This window comes from Devosia riboflavina, assembly GCF_000743575.1.
Lineage (GTDB): Bacteria > Pseudomonadota > Alphaproteobacteria > Rhizobiales > Devosiaceae > Devosia > Devosia riboflavina.
On record NZ_JQGC01000003.1, the window covers coordinates 383,094 to 397,437 of the forward strand.

At 61.8% G+C, this 14,344-nt stretch carries 14 protein-coding genes; 5 read left to right on the plus strand and 9 right to left on the minus strand.

Features of this window, described 5'->3' with window-relative positions:
- The first annotated feature begins 33 nt into the window (after positions 1 to 33).
- A complete protein-coding gene (locus JP75_RS05015; protein WP_035079984.1) occupies positions 34 to 555 on the plus strand; it encodes a hypothetical protein in 522 nt (173 codons plus the stop codon).
- On the opposite strand, the gene JP75_RS05020 is transcribed toward JP75_RS05015, so the two are convergent.
- Positions 552 to 1,574 carry an LLM class flavin-dependent oxidoreductase gene (locus JP75_RS05020; protein ID WP_035079987.1) on the minus strand — a complete coding sequence of 341 codons (1,023 nt, stop codon included), beginning with the start codon at positions 1,572 to 1,574 and terminating at the stop codon, positions 552 to 554. The two genes, JP75_RS05015 and JP75_RS05020, sit on opposite strands and share 4 nt — an antisense overlap.
- A gap of 145 nt (positions 1,575 to 1,719) precedes the next feature.
- Here JP75_RS05020 and JP75_RS05025 point away from each other — a divergent pair, with 145 nt between their 5' ends.
- Together JP75_RS05025 and JP75_RS05030 are read left to right on the plus strand one after the other, a co-directional pair.
- Entirely contained in the window at positions 1,720 to 2,022 is a 303-nt protein-coding gene (locus tag JP75_RS05025; RefSeq protein WP_035079991.1) for an alkylphosphonate utilization protein, read from the plus strand.
- 64 nt (positions 2,023 to 2,086) lie between these two features.
- A complete protein-coding gene (locus JP75_RS05030; RefSeq protein WP_035079993.1) occupies positions 2,087 to 2,923 on the plus strand; it encodes a carbon-nitrogen hydrolase family protein in 837 nt (278 codons plus the stop codon).
- A gap of 302 nt (positions 2,924 to 3,225) precedes the next feature.
- Here the strand turns inward: JP75_RS05030 and JP75_RS05035 are convergent, their stop codons facing one another.
- From JP75_RS05035 to JP75_RS05045, 3 genes are read right to left on the minus strand one after another with little or no spacing between them, the layout of a single operon-like run.
- Entirely contained in the window at positions 3,226 to 3,495 is a 270-nt protein-coding gene (locus tag JP75_RS05035) for a hypothetical protein (RefSeq protein ID WP_035079996.1), read from the minus strand.
- A 34-nt stretch (positions 3,496 to 3,529) separates the two neighbouring features.
- Positions 3,530 to 4,144: a hypothetical protein gene (locus JP75_RS05040; protein ID WP_152565733.1), complete on the minus strand. Its 615-nt coding sequence runs from the start codon at positions 4,142 to 4,144 to the stop codon at positions 3,530 to 3,532.
- Positions 4,137 to 4,502: a type II toxin-antitoxin system prevent-host-death family antitoxin gene (locus tag JP75_RS05045; protein ID WP_035080002.1), complete on the minus strand. Its 366-nt coding sequence runs from the start codon at positions 4,500 to 4,502 to the stop codon at positions 4,137 to 4,139. The genes JP75_RS05040 and JP75_RS05045 overlap by 8 nt, the downstream gene beginning before the upstream one ends.
- Before the next feature lie 133 nt (positions 4,503 to 4,635).
- Between JP75_RS05045 and JP75_RS25095 the strand changes: the two genes are divergently transcribed.
- Positions 4,636 to 5,580, plus strand: a complete 945-nt coding sequence (locus tag JP75_RS25095) for a hypothetical protein (RefSeq protein ID WP_051960369.1) — start codon at positions 4,636 to 4,638, stop codon at positions 5,578 to 5,580.
- Positions 5,581 to 5,660: 80 nt separating this feature from the next.
- Here the strand turns inward: JP75_RS25095 and JP75_RS05055 are convergent, their stop codons facing one another.
- The 5 genes from JP75_RS05055 to JP75_RS05075 all read right to left on the minus strand — a co-directional run bounded on the left by JP75_RS05055 (position 5,661) and on the right by JP75_RS05075 (position 13,029).
- A complete protein-coding gene (locus JP75_RS05055) occupies positions 5,661 to 7,484 on the minus strand; it encodes a TniQ family protein (protein WP_035080005.1) in 1,824 nt (607 codons plus the stop codon).
- Positions 7,485 to 7,487: 3 nt separating this feature from the next.
- Positions 7,488 to 8,579 (minus strand): TniB family NTP-binding protein, encoded by a 1,092-nt coding sequence (locus tag JP75_RS05060; RefSeq protein WP_035080008.1) that lies wholly within the window; start codon positions 8,577 to 8,579, stop codon positions 7,488 to 7,490.
- Positions 8,572 to 10,788 (minus strand): Mu transposase C-terminal domain-containing protein, encoded by a 2,217-nt coding sequence (locus JP75_RS05065; RefSeq protein WP_035080011.1) that lies wholly within the window; start codon positions 10,786 to 10,788, stop codon positions 8,572 to 8,574. The genes JP75_RS05060 and JP75_RS05065 overlap by 8 nt, the downstream gene beginning before the upstream one ends.
- Positions 10,789 to 10,790: 2 nt before the next feature.
- Positions 10,791 to 11,465 carry a hypothetical protein gene (locus JP75_RS05070; protein ID WP_035080014.1) on the minus strand — a complete coding sequence of 225 codons (675 nt, stop codon included), beginning with the start codon at positions 11,463 to 11,465 and terminating at the stop codon, positions 10,791 to 10,793.
- Between the two features lie 628 nt (positions 11,466 to 12,093).
- Entirely contained in the window at positions 12,094 to 13,029 is a 936-nt protein-coding gene (locus tag JP75_RS05075) for a nucleotidyltransferase family protein (RefSeq protein ID WP_035080016.1), read from the minus strand.
- A 146-nt stretch (positions 13,030 to 13,175) separates the two neighbouring features.
- Here JP75_RS05075 and JP75_RS05080 point away from each other — a divergent pair, with 146 nt between their 5' ends.
- A complete protein-coding gene (locus JP75_RS05080; protein WP_035080019.1) occupies positions 13,176 to 14,318 on the plus strand; it encodes a hypothetical protein in 1,143 nt (380 codons plus the stop codon).
- Positions 14,319 to 14,344 lie beyond the last annotated feature (26 nt).

Consider the following 14,344-nt stretch of genomic DNA (forward strand, 5'->3'; position numbering starts at 1 on the left):
TGCGGGCGCCATCTGGCCAAGGCAGAAAGCAGCATGCGTTCCTGCCTCGCCCTTCTGATTTTCATGCTCTCCGCCCTGTCACCCGCCCGCGCCGACATGGCCGACGCGGCATTCGACCGGGCAATCGCCCAATTCGAAACCGCCCGCCCTCACCTGCCGGCCGAACTTTTCGGGGTCGATGTCGCAGCCTATCGCGCCGCGCTGACTTTTAGAAAATTCACTTCAAGCCACTGGGGTGGCAGCATCATCATGCGCGTCGAAAATGGCAGCGAGGCGAACACTTCCTGCGCGCGCTTTGCCGCCTTCGTCAGCCTGCCGCCGAGCGAGGGAAAAGTCCGCCTGGTCCTCTGCCCGCAGTTTTCAACGCCCGGCGCCGATGCCCTGCGCACGCTGACCATTTTGCATGAACTGGTCCACGTCGTCGCCGGCCCCAATGAATGCCGCGCCATGGCTTTCGCCGCCCACATAGAGCAGGCGGCGACCGGTCGTTTCACTGACATCAGCAACTATTGGCGCGCCAATAGTTGCGAGGGATCGGGGTTCAGCCTGCCTTAGCGCCAGCCGAGACCCGGCGCCACATGGGTGAGAATGCTCTCGATCACATGGGCATTGTAGTCGACGCCGAGCTGGTTCGGGACCGTAAGAAGCAGCGTATCGGCTTCGGCAATGGCTTCGTCGCGCTTCAGCTCTTCAATGAGCTTGTCGGGCTCGGCCGTGTAGCCACGACCGAAGACGGCGCGCTTTTCCGGTTCGATATAGCCGAACTGATCCTGCTCGGAGCGGCCCGTACCGAAGAAAGCCCGGTCCTCGTCATTGACGAGCGCAAAGATCGAGCGGCTGACCGAGACGCGCGGCTCATGGGTGTGGCCCGCTTCCTTCCAGGCAGCGCGATAGGCGCGGATCTGCTCGGCCTGCTGAATATGGAAGGGTTTTCCCGATTCATCGAATTTCAGCGTCGATGACTGCAGGTGCATGCCCATCTTGGCCGCCCAGATGGCCGTCGCATCGCTCGCCGCGCCCCACCAGATGCGGTTGCGCAGGCCCTCGGAATGCGGCTCGAGCCGCAGCATGCCAGGGGGATTGGGGAACATGGGCTGCGGATTGGGCTGGGCAAAGCCCTTGCCCTTCAAGACCTCCAGAAAGACCTCGGCATGCTGGCGCGCCATATCCTGGTCGGTCTTGCCCTCTTCGGGCCCAAACCCGAAATAGCGCCAGCCATCGATCACCTGTTCGGGCGAGCCACGCGAAATGCCGAGCTGCAGGCGCCCGCCGGCGATGAGATCGGCCGCGCCGGCATCTTCAGCCATATAGAGCGGATTTTCATAGCGCATATCGATCACGGCCGTGCCGAGTTCGATTTTTTTGGTTTTTGCGCCGGCCGCGGCGAGCAGCGGGAAGGGCGAAGCCAGCTGACGGGCAAAATGGTGCACGCGGAAATAGGCACCATCGGCGCCGAGTTCCTCGGCGGCAACCGCCAGATCGATCGATTGCAGCAGTGCATCGGCGGCCGAGCGCGTGCCCGATTGCGGCGAGGGATTCCAATGCCCGAAGGACAGAAAGCCGATCTTTTTCATCTTTGCCTCATGGGCTTAATTCATCTCAAGCCATAGCTAGGCGGTGCGGCACCTCGGCACAAGGCGCCCAATGGGAACGGATTGGTCCAGCCCGGTGAACGATCCGCGCCCTTGGCAAGGCCGCCTCAGCCTGCAATAGGAGGACATGACCGATTCAAATGATGACTATGTCTATGACGATGCCACCGGCGAGTGGCGACCGGCTTCCGAAGTCGCTGCCGCTCAGGCACGGGCCTCCGAGGTTCGCGACGCTTCCGGCAATCTCCTCGCCGATGGCGACTCCGTCGTCCTGATCAAGGACCTCAAGGTCAAGGGCGCCGGCCAGACGCTGAAGCAGGGCACGGTCATCAAGTCGATCCGCCTGACCGACAATCCCGAAGAAATCGATTGTCGGCACGACGCCATCAAGGGCCTGGTCCTCCGCACCGAATTCGTCCGCAAGCGCTGAGACTTTCGGCGCCAGGAGAAAATGTCGCCCGAATCGGCCAAACTCGTCATCGGGAGAACTGCCGATGAAGATTGCCGCCGCCCAGACACGCGTCGAAAGCGATATTCCGTCCAGCGGCGCCGCAATCCGGGCAGTGCTTTCGGCCGCCGCCGCCGAAGGCGTACGGCTCGTGACTTTCTGCGAGGGCGCGCTGCCCGGCTATGCCAAATCCCAGATTGAGCGCCCCGACACCTGGGAAGGCTTCGACTGGAGCGCACAGGAAGCAGAGCTCCGTGGCATTGCCGCGCATTGCGTCACACTTGGCATCGCTGCCGTCGTCGGCGGCGCCCATCGGCTGAGCCCCGGCACCCGCCCCCACAATTGCCTCTATGTGTTTTCGGCCAGCGGCGAACTCGTGACGCGTTACGACAAGCGTTTCCTCTCCAATACCGAAATCACCGACTGGTACACGCCGGGTGTCGATCCCATCACCTTCGAGATGGATCGGTATCGCTTCGGCCTCGCCATCTGCATCGAGTCGCAATTCCCCGAGGTCTTCAGCGCCTATGAAGCGCTTGGCGTCGATGCCATTCTCTTCGGGAGCTACGGCATTCCGGAATATTTCCAGATCGCCCTCCGCGCCCATGCCGGGCTCAATTGCCTCTGGATCGTCGCGGCCACCCCGGCGCAGAGGGCGCCGGATGGTCCGGCGGGAATCATCGGTCCCGATGGCAAGGTGATCGCCCATTGTCCGGCCACAGCCGAAGCCGGCTTCGTTGTCGCGACGCTCGACCGTAACAAGCCAGACTATGACATTGCGCTCAACAAGGCCCGCCCATGGCGCGCCAAGGCGCGGCTGGGTGACATTTATCGCGAGCGCATGGTGGATGACGCGCGCAGCAGGGAGCGCACGCGCTACTGAGCCCAAACGAAAACCCCCGCTTTGCGGGGATTTTGTTGTTCCGAAACTTCGTGCCATTCGAGCACAGCTCTCATAGCCTAGCCTGCTCAAATCGCGCCACCGGCGCGATTTGTCCCTGCGGGCCGTGTTCAATGAACCATAAAGTTGTGGGTGCAGCCCGGTTTTCGGGCCTTCTGTGAAATTCTTGAATCATAAGACGTCCCGTTCTTGAACCATAAAGACTGGGAAAGACGCCATATTGAACCATAAAAATGTATGGCCGCAATTCTTCATGGCCGTCAGGGTCATGAACATGCCATGGACTATCTACCCGGCAGCTTGGCAAAAGCCGGCTTGAGGTATGCCCTGAGGATGGGTTCTGCTTCTTTAGCTTGCCGGTTGAGCTCGGTGTCGTCAGTGCCGGGCAATGAAAGCTCGGCGTCAGCCATCGCGATCATGAGTTGCCGTTGGTGATCCAAACCCAACTTGACCAGCGCCAGATCGATATCGATTTCGCCTTTGGAATAGGCTCGCAGGATCTGGAGGGGCGAAAACAATGTCGACTGCGGGTTCGTGGCAATATCATCGGCCATGGCTGTCTCTCAAATGCAGAGGATTCCTGCCCTATTAGATCTTGAACGTGGATACCGGTTCATCGTCGCCGGGGCGCAGGGTAGGCACGCTATCGCCCATGATCAACTTAATGGTCTGCCAGGCCGTGTCGGCCTGCTTGATATCGAAGGTCTCCGACATCCAGATCACGAAGGTCTCGGTGCTCATCATGTCCATGTCTAGCTCCAACACCCTAAGGGCCGCCCGGACCTTGCGATCGTCCATGATCGCGACGATCGCTTCGCCTTCTTGAATCAGGCCGTCGATCACCGTCATCGCGCTGAGGATGCTCCGGTCGCCCCTGTTGCTCCAAGACGGCTTCGATTCCGGTTTGCTTCCGGCGTCGCGCCAGTTGGTCATGGCCTTGCGGTATTCCTCGCCCTCGACGGTGGGCTGTTCATGAATGCGATCGGCATTGTCCGCGAACCATGTGGCGAGAATATCGCGCTGGCCGGTGCGCTGGTCGCTACCAGGATCAGGGTCGCGCACGGCCTCTTCCTTGACCATGTCGGTGACCCAGACGTCGGCCCCCGGCACGAACAACCAATCGAGACCTTCCGGACCGAGCAGCGACAGCACCGACAACGGCGTATTGTCCGCAATGAGGATTCGAGGTTTCCGTTCAAACACGGGCGCCACCCTTGCCTATGCCTAGGCGACGTTCGGCTCCGGCGATCTCGGCGTCGATCGCCGGACGATCCTTGCCGGACAGGGCATGGTCGGCGATCTTCAGTACGAACGCATCGAAGTCCCCAGTGTCGCGCCCGAGCGGATCTGACGGCAGGCCACGCTTCTCCACGGGTTTGCGGCCCCGAAGTTCGGTGGGCACGGGTTCGTTGGCAGAAGTCTTCAGGCGGGAGAACTCCTCCACGGTGACCAGCACGAAGCGGGGCTTGCCGTGATTGGTGATCACGACGGGCTCGACGAATGCCGATCGCTGGACTTCGCCGGTCTTCTGCTGGAGGTCGAGGGAACTGAACTGCTTCATGGAATCACCTGATGACCATTGGAATATACGTGTTTTATGTGTAATATCAACTGAAGTTCTGCTGACAGGCTCCACCTTGAAGTCAGGCAGGCAGCGGATGAAGCCCGCATTCGGTGTCGATGGAGGAACCCCAATGAAGATCGGATACTCATTGCTCCTAGGGGAGTACGTACCAGCCGATCAGGCTCGCTACGGCGACATGACAGGTTTCCAGATCGTCTGCCCCTGCTGCAAGGATCCGCTGATAAAGGTAGAGCGTCCCACGCCCAAAGACGTCACGGAATTCTTCTCTCACTACGCGAGCAAGCCCGGGATGGCAGACTGCGAGATGCGCGTCGCTTCGATCACCCAGGAAGACCGTACCCGCACCGACAGCGCATCGCGCGGCCAGAACCTGAAGGTCTTCCTCTCGGTGTATCGGGACGCGATGAGCCTGGAATTCGCCAACGACGACAGCCCCTGGAATGAATACCGGGAGATGTATGGCGTACGCTGGTTCGCGGATTTCCTGGCGTCCTACCTGAAGTCGGATGAATGGATCGGCGAGAAACGCGAGGAGTTGCTCGACTGGGGTCTGGAGCCGATCGACGCGCATCGGATCGCGTCGGAGACCGGGCTCGCCATTTCATACCGTCGCAAGGTCGCCAAGGACATCACCGACCACCTGACTGCGCCATACGCCGAAAAGAACCGGAGGTTCTCCGCAGAGTTCGCGATACGGACGCTGGTTTCCTTCAGGTGGTTTCTCAGGCGCCATGGCGACCCCGAGGAAAACATCGACTTCTCCCTCGCCAAGATCCTGACCGACGATCGAGAGGCTTTCGACATCTGGCTGGACGAGGTGAAATCCGAGGACCCGGAGCAGGAGCGTCACTTCCTGCGGCTGACCCACCTGGGCATGACGTTCCTGCTCCGCTCGATCATGGGCATGCCCGTTCTCGACATGTTGCGGAACCATCGTGCCGGCAAGCGCCCGCTCGAGGGGATAACGGCCCTCGACCACCTGCATGTGCGCGGGGACATCGACCTCTCCCTTCCGCACGATCCGGCATGGGTGGCACAAGGCACAAGGCCGTAGGGCATTTTGGCCGCAGTCAACCGGATGCCTAAAACCATAACAAGCAGCAGCCTTATTATGGTTTGAGCCACACCTACCCGTCAGGCATCGACCGGCATACTCTCCGCGACAATCGTCTTGGCTGCAGCCACCGCCTCTTCCTTGAAATAGAGAACCTTCCAGAACGGTGGTCTGGGACATGCAGGCTCGATGCCGGCCTCATCCAACAGGGCGATCGTATCCCGAGAACGCTTGGTACCCAGGATATCCGACAGCTCGGGTACCGTGACATAGGTCCGCTTAAATCGGTCGATTTCCTCTGGCGCCAGGAATGTCCCCTTCACTCCCGGCATTTTCTTGAGCACCTCGCGCTTCACGAAATCCGCGGTGGAATTGTAGGAGAGACCCAGCAACGGCGCCGCCGCCATCATGGTGAGGCCAGGTTCCTTCGCCTGCCTTGCGGCCCGGGTCATCGCTGAGGTGGAGACCAGGAATCGCGGAAGACCCGATGCCTTCGGGTCGATGGCAGCGACCGGTACGGTTCCGGCCAGAACCATCTGCACTCCCTTGGAGACGGTGACGCGGGCGAATTGCGAAGCCATGTTCAGGGGCAGGAGCCGCACGTCGGCAGCTAGGGAATGCAACGGCAAGACGAGCAGGCTTTCCAGCAGGTCACCAGCTGCAGCGGCGGGGAAGTCGTATTGGTTCAGTCCCGAACTGCCGGCATGGAACAGCGGCACCACCAAGCCGTCCTTGATCATCGGATTCACAGCTGCGGGCTCGACACCCAGCTCCAGGGCGATCTCGTTCAGGTTCTTGGATCCGCGGAGACGCTCGGCGATCTCGTCGACCTGGGCCCTGTCCAGCCGCGCTGGCTGACCACGTCGGTCCTTCCCGTCGAACATGCCCAGTTCCATGGCAATCCTGCGGAACTTGCCGAATGCCACGCCGCAGCGATCGGCAGCATCCCGAAGGGAGTAACCATTGTCGATCGGGCCCTGCCCCATCAGGTTATGCCCACTCTTCAACGTCAGGTTGGCACGGGCGTGCTCGGCGATCGCACCCTTCATGGCCGAAGCCAGCGGCGACTCGGGTTGTTCGTTCACCCACTGGTAGAACTCACCATAGGCACGCGTGACGCCCCACTTTCCCCTGCGCCCGCGATCATCGGCCACCAGACGGTCGAGCAAGGCGACGAAGCCGGTGTCGAGATCCTCGACGATGCCGTATCCGAGGTTCAACAGCCCGCGCTGCCCGAGAGCCTTCCTGGCACGGCGAAGTCGCCCGCTCTCGTCGTGCCAGGCCTGTCCCAACCTCTCCATGGCCATGACGGCCTCGCCGAAGGACATGCCTCCCAGCAGCGGATGGGGCACGTGATCGGGATTGACCAGGCGGTCGACGAGATAGGCATCGACGACGATATCCTCCGGGGCTAGGCGGCAGGTCCCGACCTTTCTCAAGTCGTGGCCGGCCTGGCAGTAGGTCATGCCGAAGCTCTGCCAGTTCCGCTTCTTGCCGCAGCCGCATTCGGCGGCCAGTTCGACGGCGTGCCGGGGACACGACGTTATAGCGACCACGTCCCACCAGCCGCGGTGATACGGTTCTTCCTTCAGGCATTCTGGACACCAGCGGCGCCTCGCGACGCTGTAATGGTCGCGGTGCATGGTCTGTCCGAGGAAGTCCACGCGCTTGTGCGTCGCCACGGGTGTCGCACGCGCAACCGCCAGGGAATCGGCCTGGCACGCATGGGCGACATCACCGGGATCGACGTTATTCACCAGGAACCCGCCGTTCACCCCGAAGCGCCCGAACGCCTGGCGAACCAGTCGCGATCCGTTGTGCTCCACCGTGCGGGCGAGCAGGGCATAGGAAGGCTCGTCCGGCCTGTGCTGGACCTTGAGCGGATAACGGATGCGGTTCGCCATGCGTCAGGACTTCTCGAAGCTGTCGTCGTCGTCGCGCTTGTTCTTGCGCTTGGACAGGTTCGTCTTCTCGTCTTCGTTCTCGACGTCATCCTTGGCAGTGGGCTTGCGACGTCGCACGGGCGGCTTGCCGAAGGGGTTGACGCTCTCGTCATCGCCGCGTCGCAGGCGCTCGAACGCCTGTGCCAGATGCCCCTTGCCGACGAACTCGGCACCGTCCCGATGGGCGAACGAGGTCGCACGGAACACCAGCTTCATGATGTTGTCCATGATGCCGGCGGTGGCCTGATGCATGTGGCGGGCCATGTCATCGCTTCCGAGTTCGGGTTCCACCTTGAGGATCATCTTTTCCTGGATGGTGTCCATGATACCGAGCCACTCTTCGCGGTCGTCCTCGTCCTCCCAATCGAAAGGACGCACATGAAGGTCACCCACGCTGCGCCGCTGCATCTGGCCATAGAGCCTGTGCACCGAGATCAGCTCCTCGGTACCGGCCATCACGATCCGATACGTGCTCTCGTTGAGGATCTCCTTGAGACCCCGCATCGTCTTGGTCGCGAACTTCTCCGAGCGGTCCTCGACGATATGGGTGAACTCGTCGAACACGATCATGCGAACATCCTGCTCCTTCAGCTGGCGCTGCACGGCGAGCCGCATGTCCGAGGCATCGGTGCTCATCAACCCCTCGCAATCCAAGGCGATCAGCATGGCCTGCTGGATGTTGACGAGGTTCGGGTTGGCCGGCGTCGACACGCGGATGACGGGGCGGCGAACTCCTGCAGGAGTCTCGAACGGTCCACCTCTCTCCTTGACGAAGTGGCGAAGGATCGTGCTCTTGCCGGCACCGGAAACACCATACATCAGACCGGCCCAACCTTCATGGACAGTCGGATCATCCTTGCTCCCGGCGAGATTGTAGAGGTCGTTGAGCCACTCCATGCCCTCTTCGTAGCGGGATTGCTCGATGGTCAGTCGACCGACCTTCTTGAGCAGCTCGAGCTCCCTGGGGTCGGCGGTCGACAGCATGGACGCGATATCGGGGGGATACATCCCGTTCTCGTCCTGCATCGCCACGATGTTGATTCGGGGTTCAGTCATCTTTCACCTTCATGATTCTGCGCGGGCGGGTTCTCGCCGGAACGGGTTCGGCGGGGTCGGAAGCAATTGGCTCTGTGGACGCCGCAGGCACTTCGGTTGGAGGCTCTGTGTGCTTTGCGGGGGCATCGACGGGAGATGCCGTGCCTTCCCGCTGCTGGCGCCGCTGCTCGAGGCGGGCCTCGGCGTCGTCCTCGGGATCCTCCACCGGCGTCTCGAGGTCGAGGAACTTGGCAGTCTCCCCGCCCTGTTCATGGTGACGGTGCATCTCGTCGATCAGCTCGCGCCCGATGCCGAGGAAGTGGGCGACGCGGGCACTCATGCGGCGGGACTTCTTGCCCTTGAGCATGGACATACCGAGATCGAACAGCTCCTTCTTGGCCACCAGCAGTTCGGCCATGCGGAGGCGACCGAGGCCGGCGATCTCCTTGGCACGGCGCTGGATCACCTTGTGCTGGTGCTCGGAGAGACCGCTGGCATAATCCTGGCGGCTGCACCTGGCCGGGAACGAGATCCCCTTCTCGGCGTCGATGACATGGATGACCGAAAGGTCCTGGGGGTCGTAACGGACTTCGACCATCGGATCGTGGTCGAAACCGTTGCGGTACATCGACAACTCGTCGGACCTGTAGCGCAGCCCGAAGATACGGATGCCTCGGCGCTCGGCTCGCCGCTTCTTGTAGGCACCGACGAGTTCGAGCAGGCTGCCGTGATCGCGAACCGGACGTGGTGGGTTGATCGCCACCGCATCGTTCCAGATGTCGATGCGACGCTTGTAGGTCTCCGGCTCGATGCCGATGTGATGGACGTCCACCAGCGCCTTGGTGATGAACAGGCGCAACTGGCTGAGCGTGATGGTGGCGTCCTTGCGCGGGTCGTAGGTCACGTCCGGGTTCTTGTCGATCCGCAGGACGTTGCCGGGGAACATGTCGACATAGGCAGTCTGGACCGTGCCCCAGAAGCGTTCGATCTTGCCCTTCTCCCAGGGTTCGCCGGGAGGCACGTAGTCGATATGGCAGTTCAGCGCCTTGGCCGACTTCTCGAAGGACTCGGCGTGGAAGGCAGCATCGTTGTCGAGCACGAAGGTACGCGGCACGCCGTTCACCGGCCAGGCGTTCTTGATGATCGGAGAACCGTCCTCCTTGCGCGGGAGATGATCGAGCTTCTTGAAGCCGATCACGTGCTTCAGGCACCTGGCGGCCGACACGTAGGACGGAGGATCGAACCCGATGTCGAAACCGGCGATCATGCCGGAGAAGCAGTCGATGGCCGCCATGAGATACGGCGTGCCGAGCGGGAAGCCGGTGGCATCGTCGACCACGAAGATGCGGAGATACTTGAAATCGGCCTCCACCCGCTGGAAGGGAAGCCGCACGTCGGGACCGTCGCCGACCGGGTGCATCTCGGCCCGGGCGGCTTGCGGTCCCTGGCGGCGGGAAAGCTTGGTCGTGCGGTCGACGGAGCGGCAGGCGATGGTGAAGGTCTTGTACGAAGGCCAGAGCCAGGCTTCGGGATCGGCCTTGAGGATCTCCAGGCAGATATCCTCGCCGCCATGGTGGTTCATGCACTCGGCGATGACATTGATGTATCGGGTCGACATCTTCGGGCGACCGAGATCGAGCCACTCCTTTACCCCGTTTTGCAGGGCCTTGAGCATGAAGGGTTCGAGGCGTCGTTCCCGATTTCCCCGGCGCCTATACGACGGGCACAGGACGCGGATGTCGCGACCGGCACGATCCCAGTCCACCCACCATTCGTTGACGCTGGCCCAGCCATGGGGCGCGGTATCGCCATGCAGTTCGGCGACTCCGTCTGCCAGAGCCGTCATGTTGGCCTCGGTCCGCTCGAATCGCTTCCCCCTGGCATCCACCTCGAGGCAATATCGCTGGCGACGATACATCTCGGTCTGCTCGACATCGGTGAAGGCCCGCAGGGAGCGCTCCAGCGATTCCTGTTTGCCGAGCGGGAAACGGCCTTCGCTCGCCATGACGAAGCGCAGGCGCTGGCGGTCGTGCCAGTCCTTGATGTCGCGGTTGCGCATCTTGTGCTCGACGCCCCTGACCAGGGGATCGGTGACGATATACCCGTGCGGATTGGTCGACCGGCTCTGCACGATGTAGAGCTTGCCATCGAGGTTGATGCCGTCGCCGGGAAGGAGATGGACGTCGTTGTCCTGCTGGTCGTCGGCGACGCCATTATCCAGTTGCGACATGTCTACCTCCTCCTCGACACTGGCGTGTCGCCGTCGAACAACCGGTCGGTCGCGAACGAGAACTCGCCCGAGGCAACCATGTTCAGGACCGCCCCGTAGGCCTGCTCATAGGAAAGCACGCCCTTCGCCACTACCTCGTTAAGCGTGAAGGTTAGCGATCCCTGAGTGGCCGTAAGGACCGCCTCGATATCGGCCCGGGGAATGAGACCCGAACCTGCCTGCGTGTTGACGATCATGGCGTTGGTCAGCCGGGGCTCGGACAGGATCGCGTGGTTGGTGAAGATCAGCAGGGTACGGTTGTCCTGCCGGTAGGCCTGACGAATCCGCTTCCACTTCGCCTTGTCGCGAGCCAGCTCCAGGTCGGTCAGCACCTCGACGTCCACGGTCCGGTCCACGGCACCGCGCCTCCCCTTTCGGACGATGCCGTACATGGCCCGATACCTCTCCCAGCCCTTGCCGCTCCAGAACAGGATCGGTTCGGGCTCCGGATCGACGCGACGGATCTCTGGCTGCATATGGACGAGTTCCAGGAACGGGGCGGCCAATGTTCCCTTGGTGGGGATCATCGAACCGTCCTTGTGGGAGGAGAACCACCCGTAATGGGAGATCCGTGATGGCGGGGTGCCGTTGCGGCACGTGGCCTTGACGACTGCAGGCACGAACATGGCTGAAGGCATGACGGACTCCTGGAGGCGGTCCGGTCGCTGGGCGTTTCCGGATCGGATGGCAGTCGGGAGGGGTGGGTGCGCGGGGCGCAGTGCTTCGCCGGCGCCATGGCTCGAAGCCGATGACGGGCGGTAGCTCGGGTATTCGTTTCGATACGGTCATGGGCGTCTCCGGAGACAAGGGCGCCCTGGCCTGCCGGACGGGGGTCCGGCGGGATGGGCAGGCATGGGAACGGGAGTGCGCTTCGCCGGAATGTTCCGGTTACCGCGATGCGTCAGCGGGCCGCTCGGAGCGGCAGGCTGCGGGAAGGGCGACCTAGAAGCGGATCGCCGACGCTACGGGTATGCACATGATGGCCTCCTCGATCGCGCAATGGGCGCGTTGGCAGTAATCTGTCGGGGAAAGGCGTTGCCAGCCGGAAATCCGGCGGGCGGTCAGAAGCGACCTAGGCTCGGGGTCCGGGCTGACGTCGCGATCCCGATGGGACGGACGTGTTTATGGTCGGGTTTTCTGGTCATGGTCGGTGCACCAACCACGGCAACATCGTGAAGGCAATATGCAGCCCGACAATCTTGGCGCCGATGCCTGACGCGGGATTAACGCAGTCCTTAAAATTGGTCCTATCCTCCACCTGATTGTTCATAACCGAGGCCCACGTTCGTCCGGTCGGTCGGCGAGTAGGCCGATCAATTCGTCGATGCGATCACGACTTGCGCCGTCCACCTCCGGATCTAAGGCAGCAACAGCGTTTGCCAGACCCGGACTACCGTCGTCCACGGCATGCACGACCGCCCACAGGGCGGGTTGAACAGCGCATATCTGCACGGGCCTCCCGGCCTTTGACACGGCCACCGCGGTTATTGGATCGTCCTCGAGCAAGGACAGGAACAGGTCGAAATATTCGTCCGGCAGCACACCCTGTGCATTGGCCACGAGCTCGGAATGCGACGTCAGGCGAATATCCGGACCTTCGCTTCCCCTGAACATGTTGCCGTCCATGACGCGGTAATCCGGGTCCACCCGGAAGAACGCCCGGGTCATTTCACGGACCAGGTCGGTATCGTCGGGCACCATGAACTCCAGTCTGTCCTCCAACCCATGGATGTCGTCCCGGTCCAGACGAAGGCCGTATCGGACCTCGAAAGCCTCGACTGCATGTCGACCGGCGAGCGGAACAAGGTCGAGTATGCCGGCCTGGTGCAGGACCTCGAGGATATCGGTCACGGCATTCGGCACCCGGTTCAGGCGCAATGCCTTACCCATGCGCGCCAATACGTCGATCCTGGGGGCGAGCTCCGCGAGTTCGGAGCGAACCCGCTCCCTCGTCGCGAGGAATTCCACGTGCAGGGTTTCCGTTTCAGGCGATCTGGGCCCGACCGAGGTCGAGCGCTTCTTCTTCGTCACCGGATCGGGCTGGTAGCGGTACAGGTACTCCCTTCCACCTACGGTCTTCCATTGCATGCCGCCACCCACCATTCCCTTTTGCTGCAACAGCGGACCCAGGGTGTTCCAGAAGGATTCCACCTCGGCCAGATAATGCTTTTCGTCATTGGAAAGGGGTGTGCGCTCGATCATAATGATACCGTATAACCTATTAATCCGGTTTTTGGTAGTAATTTCTTTTGTACGCTGCTTTTATGGTTAATCTCCGTCTTTGCACTGGCCCGGGTGGTTCCTTGCTTCGAGAGCCTCCATGCTTCCGGTCAGCAATGGAGAACATCATGTCGTCTGCCGCACCGGATACGCTTTTGCCCTACGCATACGAAGGCATGATCCTCGCCAGCTGGCGCCGGAATGGTTTCAAGGTGGCGCTTCGAGCGGAAGGCAGGCATGACCGCAAGGTCAAACCAGTCATGGTGACAGCCCTGGTTACCTGGAAGGGCAAGGACGGCTGGGAGAAATCGTTCGAGTTGCCGTATCGACCCGGGGCCGAGGAAGGGACATTCGGCATCTGGACGAACGGCATCCACAGCAGGCGGCATTTCGAGTACGAACCCGTGCCGGGAGAAGGCACGGACATGAACGATCCAACGACGGAAGAAGCGCGCGACACCCTTTCCGAGATCATGGGTGACGAGGCGATACCGGTGATCGCTTCCCACTACGTGAAAGCCGTGCTGGAAAACTGGCGCCGCGATACCGCCGACCAGGTAGCGTTCGAAGGCCAGGCCGCGGAATTCGCTTCCGCAGCGGCCCGCGCCGAGGAACTGATCGCATCCATCGACACGGACGTTCGCGCGTCGGGTCGCACTCCGAACCACGACGTGTACCCGAAAGAGCGTATGGTCACACCCCTGGGCACCTTGAAGATGCTTGTCTTGGTACCCACCCCGAAGAAAATGGACAGCGGTCTCCCGAACGCGTTCGGGGTACGGGACTTCAAGTCGGAGGATATCCGGTTCAGCCTTACCCACACGGGTTCCCTGGTGAAGAAGGTGAGAGCCTTCGACGCGGACGAGGACAACAGCTGTCCTCCGGGAATCGGCGGTCGCCTGGTCATGGCGACCGGGATCGCGGCGTTTAACCGGGACGGATCGCGCTCCAGCCAGAACCCGAGCTATATCGAGGTCGCATTCGAAGGCGTCGAGAAGACCCAGGGTCAGCTCTGGATCGCCAACGCCATCGAACGCCATCTCAAGCTTCGACCGACCTTGATCGACGAGACCAGAGCGCATCTCCTCAAGAGCGATATCGAGCGTCTCGGAGAGCACATGCGGGGCAAGGAAGCAGAAGCGAGACGCGTCACTCCCTCTATGACCTGGGAGGATTGCATCGAGCTGGCCGAAACGGTGGCAAGCCAGTTTCCGGACTCGGATCTGGATCTGCCGATCGAGACCGATGCGGCGGCAGCACCCCGCATGTAGTTCCGGCGAGGAAGCTTTCTGTCGAG

What these genes read in the sequence shown, in the direction of transcription:
- JP75_RS05030 (WP_035079993.1), top strand. Translation starts at nt 2,087, where the DNA reads ATGAAGATTGCCGCCGCCCAGACACGCGTCGAAAGCGATATTCCGTCC.
- JP75_RS05075 (WP_035080016.1), bottom strand. Translation starts at nt 13,029, where the DNA reads ATGATCGAGCGCACACCCCTTTCCAATGACGAAAAGCATTATCTGGCC.
- JP75_RS05035 (WP_035079996.1), bottom strand. Translation starts at nt 3,495, where the DNA reads ATGGCCGATGATATTGCCACGAACCCGCAGTCGACATTGTTTTCGCCC.
- JP75_RS05015 (WP_035079984.1), top strand. Translation starts at nt 34, where the DNA reads ATGCGTTCCTGCCTCGCCCTTCTGATTTTCATGCTCTCCGCCCTGTCA.
- JP75_RS25095 (WP_051960369.1), top strand. Translation starts at nt 4,636, where the DNA reads ATGAAGATCGGATACTCATTGCTCCTAGGGGAGTACGTACCAGCCGAT.
- JP75_RS05045 (WP_035080002.1), bottom strand. Translation starts at nt 4,502, where the DNA reads ATGAAGCAGTTCAGTTCCCTCGACCTCCAGCAGAAGACCGGCGAAGTC.
- JP75_RS05055 (WP_035080005.1), bottom strand. Translation starts at nt 7,484, where the DNA reads ATGGCGAACCGCATCCGTTATCCGCTCAAGGTCCAGCACAGGCCGGAC.
- JP75_RS05025 (WP_035079991.1), top strand. Translation starts at nt 1,720, where the DNA reads ATGACCGATTCAAATGATGACTATGTCTATGACGATGCCACCGGCGAG.
- JP75_RS05080 (WP_035080019.1), top strand. Translation starts at nt 13,176, where the DNA reads ATGTCGTCTGCCGCACCGGATACGCTTTTGCCCTACGCATACGAAGGC.
- JP75_RS05060 (WP_035080008.1), bottom strand. Translation starts at nt 8,579, where the DNA reads ATGACTGAACCCCGAATCAACATCGTGGCGATGCAGGACGAGAACGGG.
- JP75_RS05020 (WP_035079987.1), bottom strand. Translation starts at nt 1,574, where the DNA reads ATGAAAAAGATCGGCTTTCTGTCCTTCGGGCATTGGAATCCCTCGCCG.
- JP75_RS05070 (WP_035080014.1), bottom strand. Translation starts at nt 11,465, where the DNA reads ATGCCTTCAGCCATGTTCGTGCCTGCAGTCGTCAAGGCCACGTGCCGC.
- JP75_RS05065 (WP_035080011.1), bottom strand. Translation starts at nt 10,788, where the DNA reads ATGTCGCAACTGGATAATGGCGTCGCCGACGACCAGCAGGACAACGAC.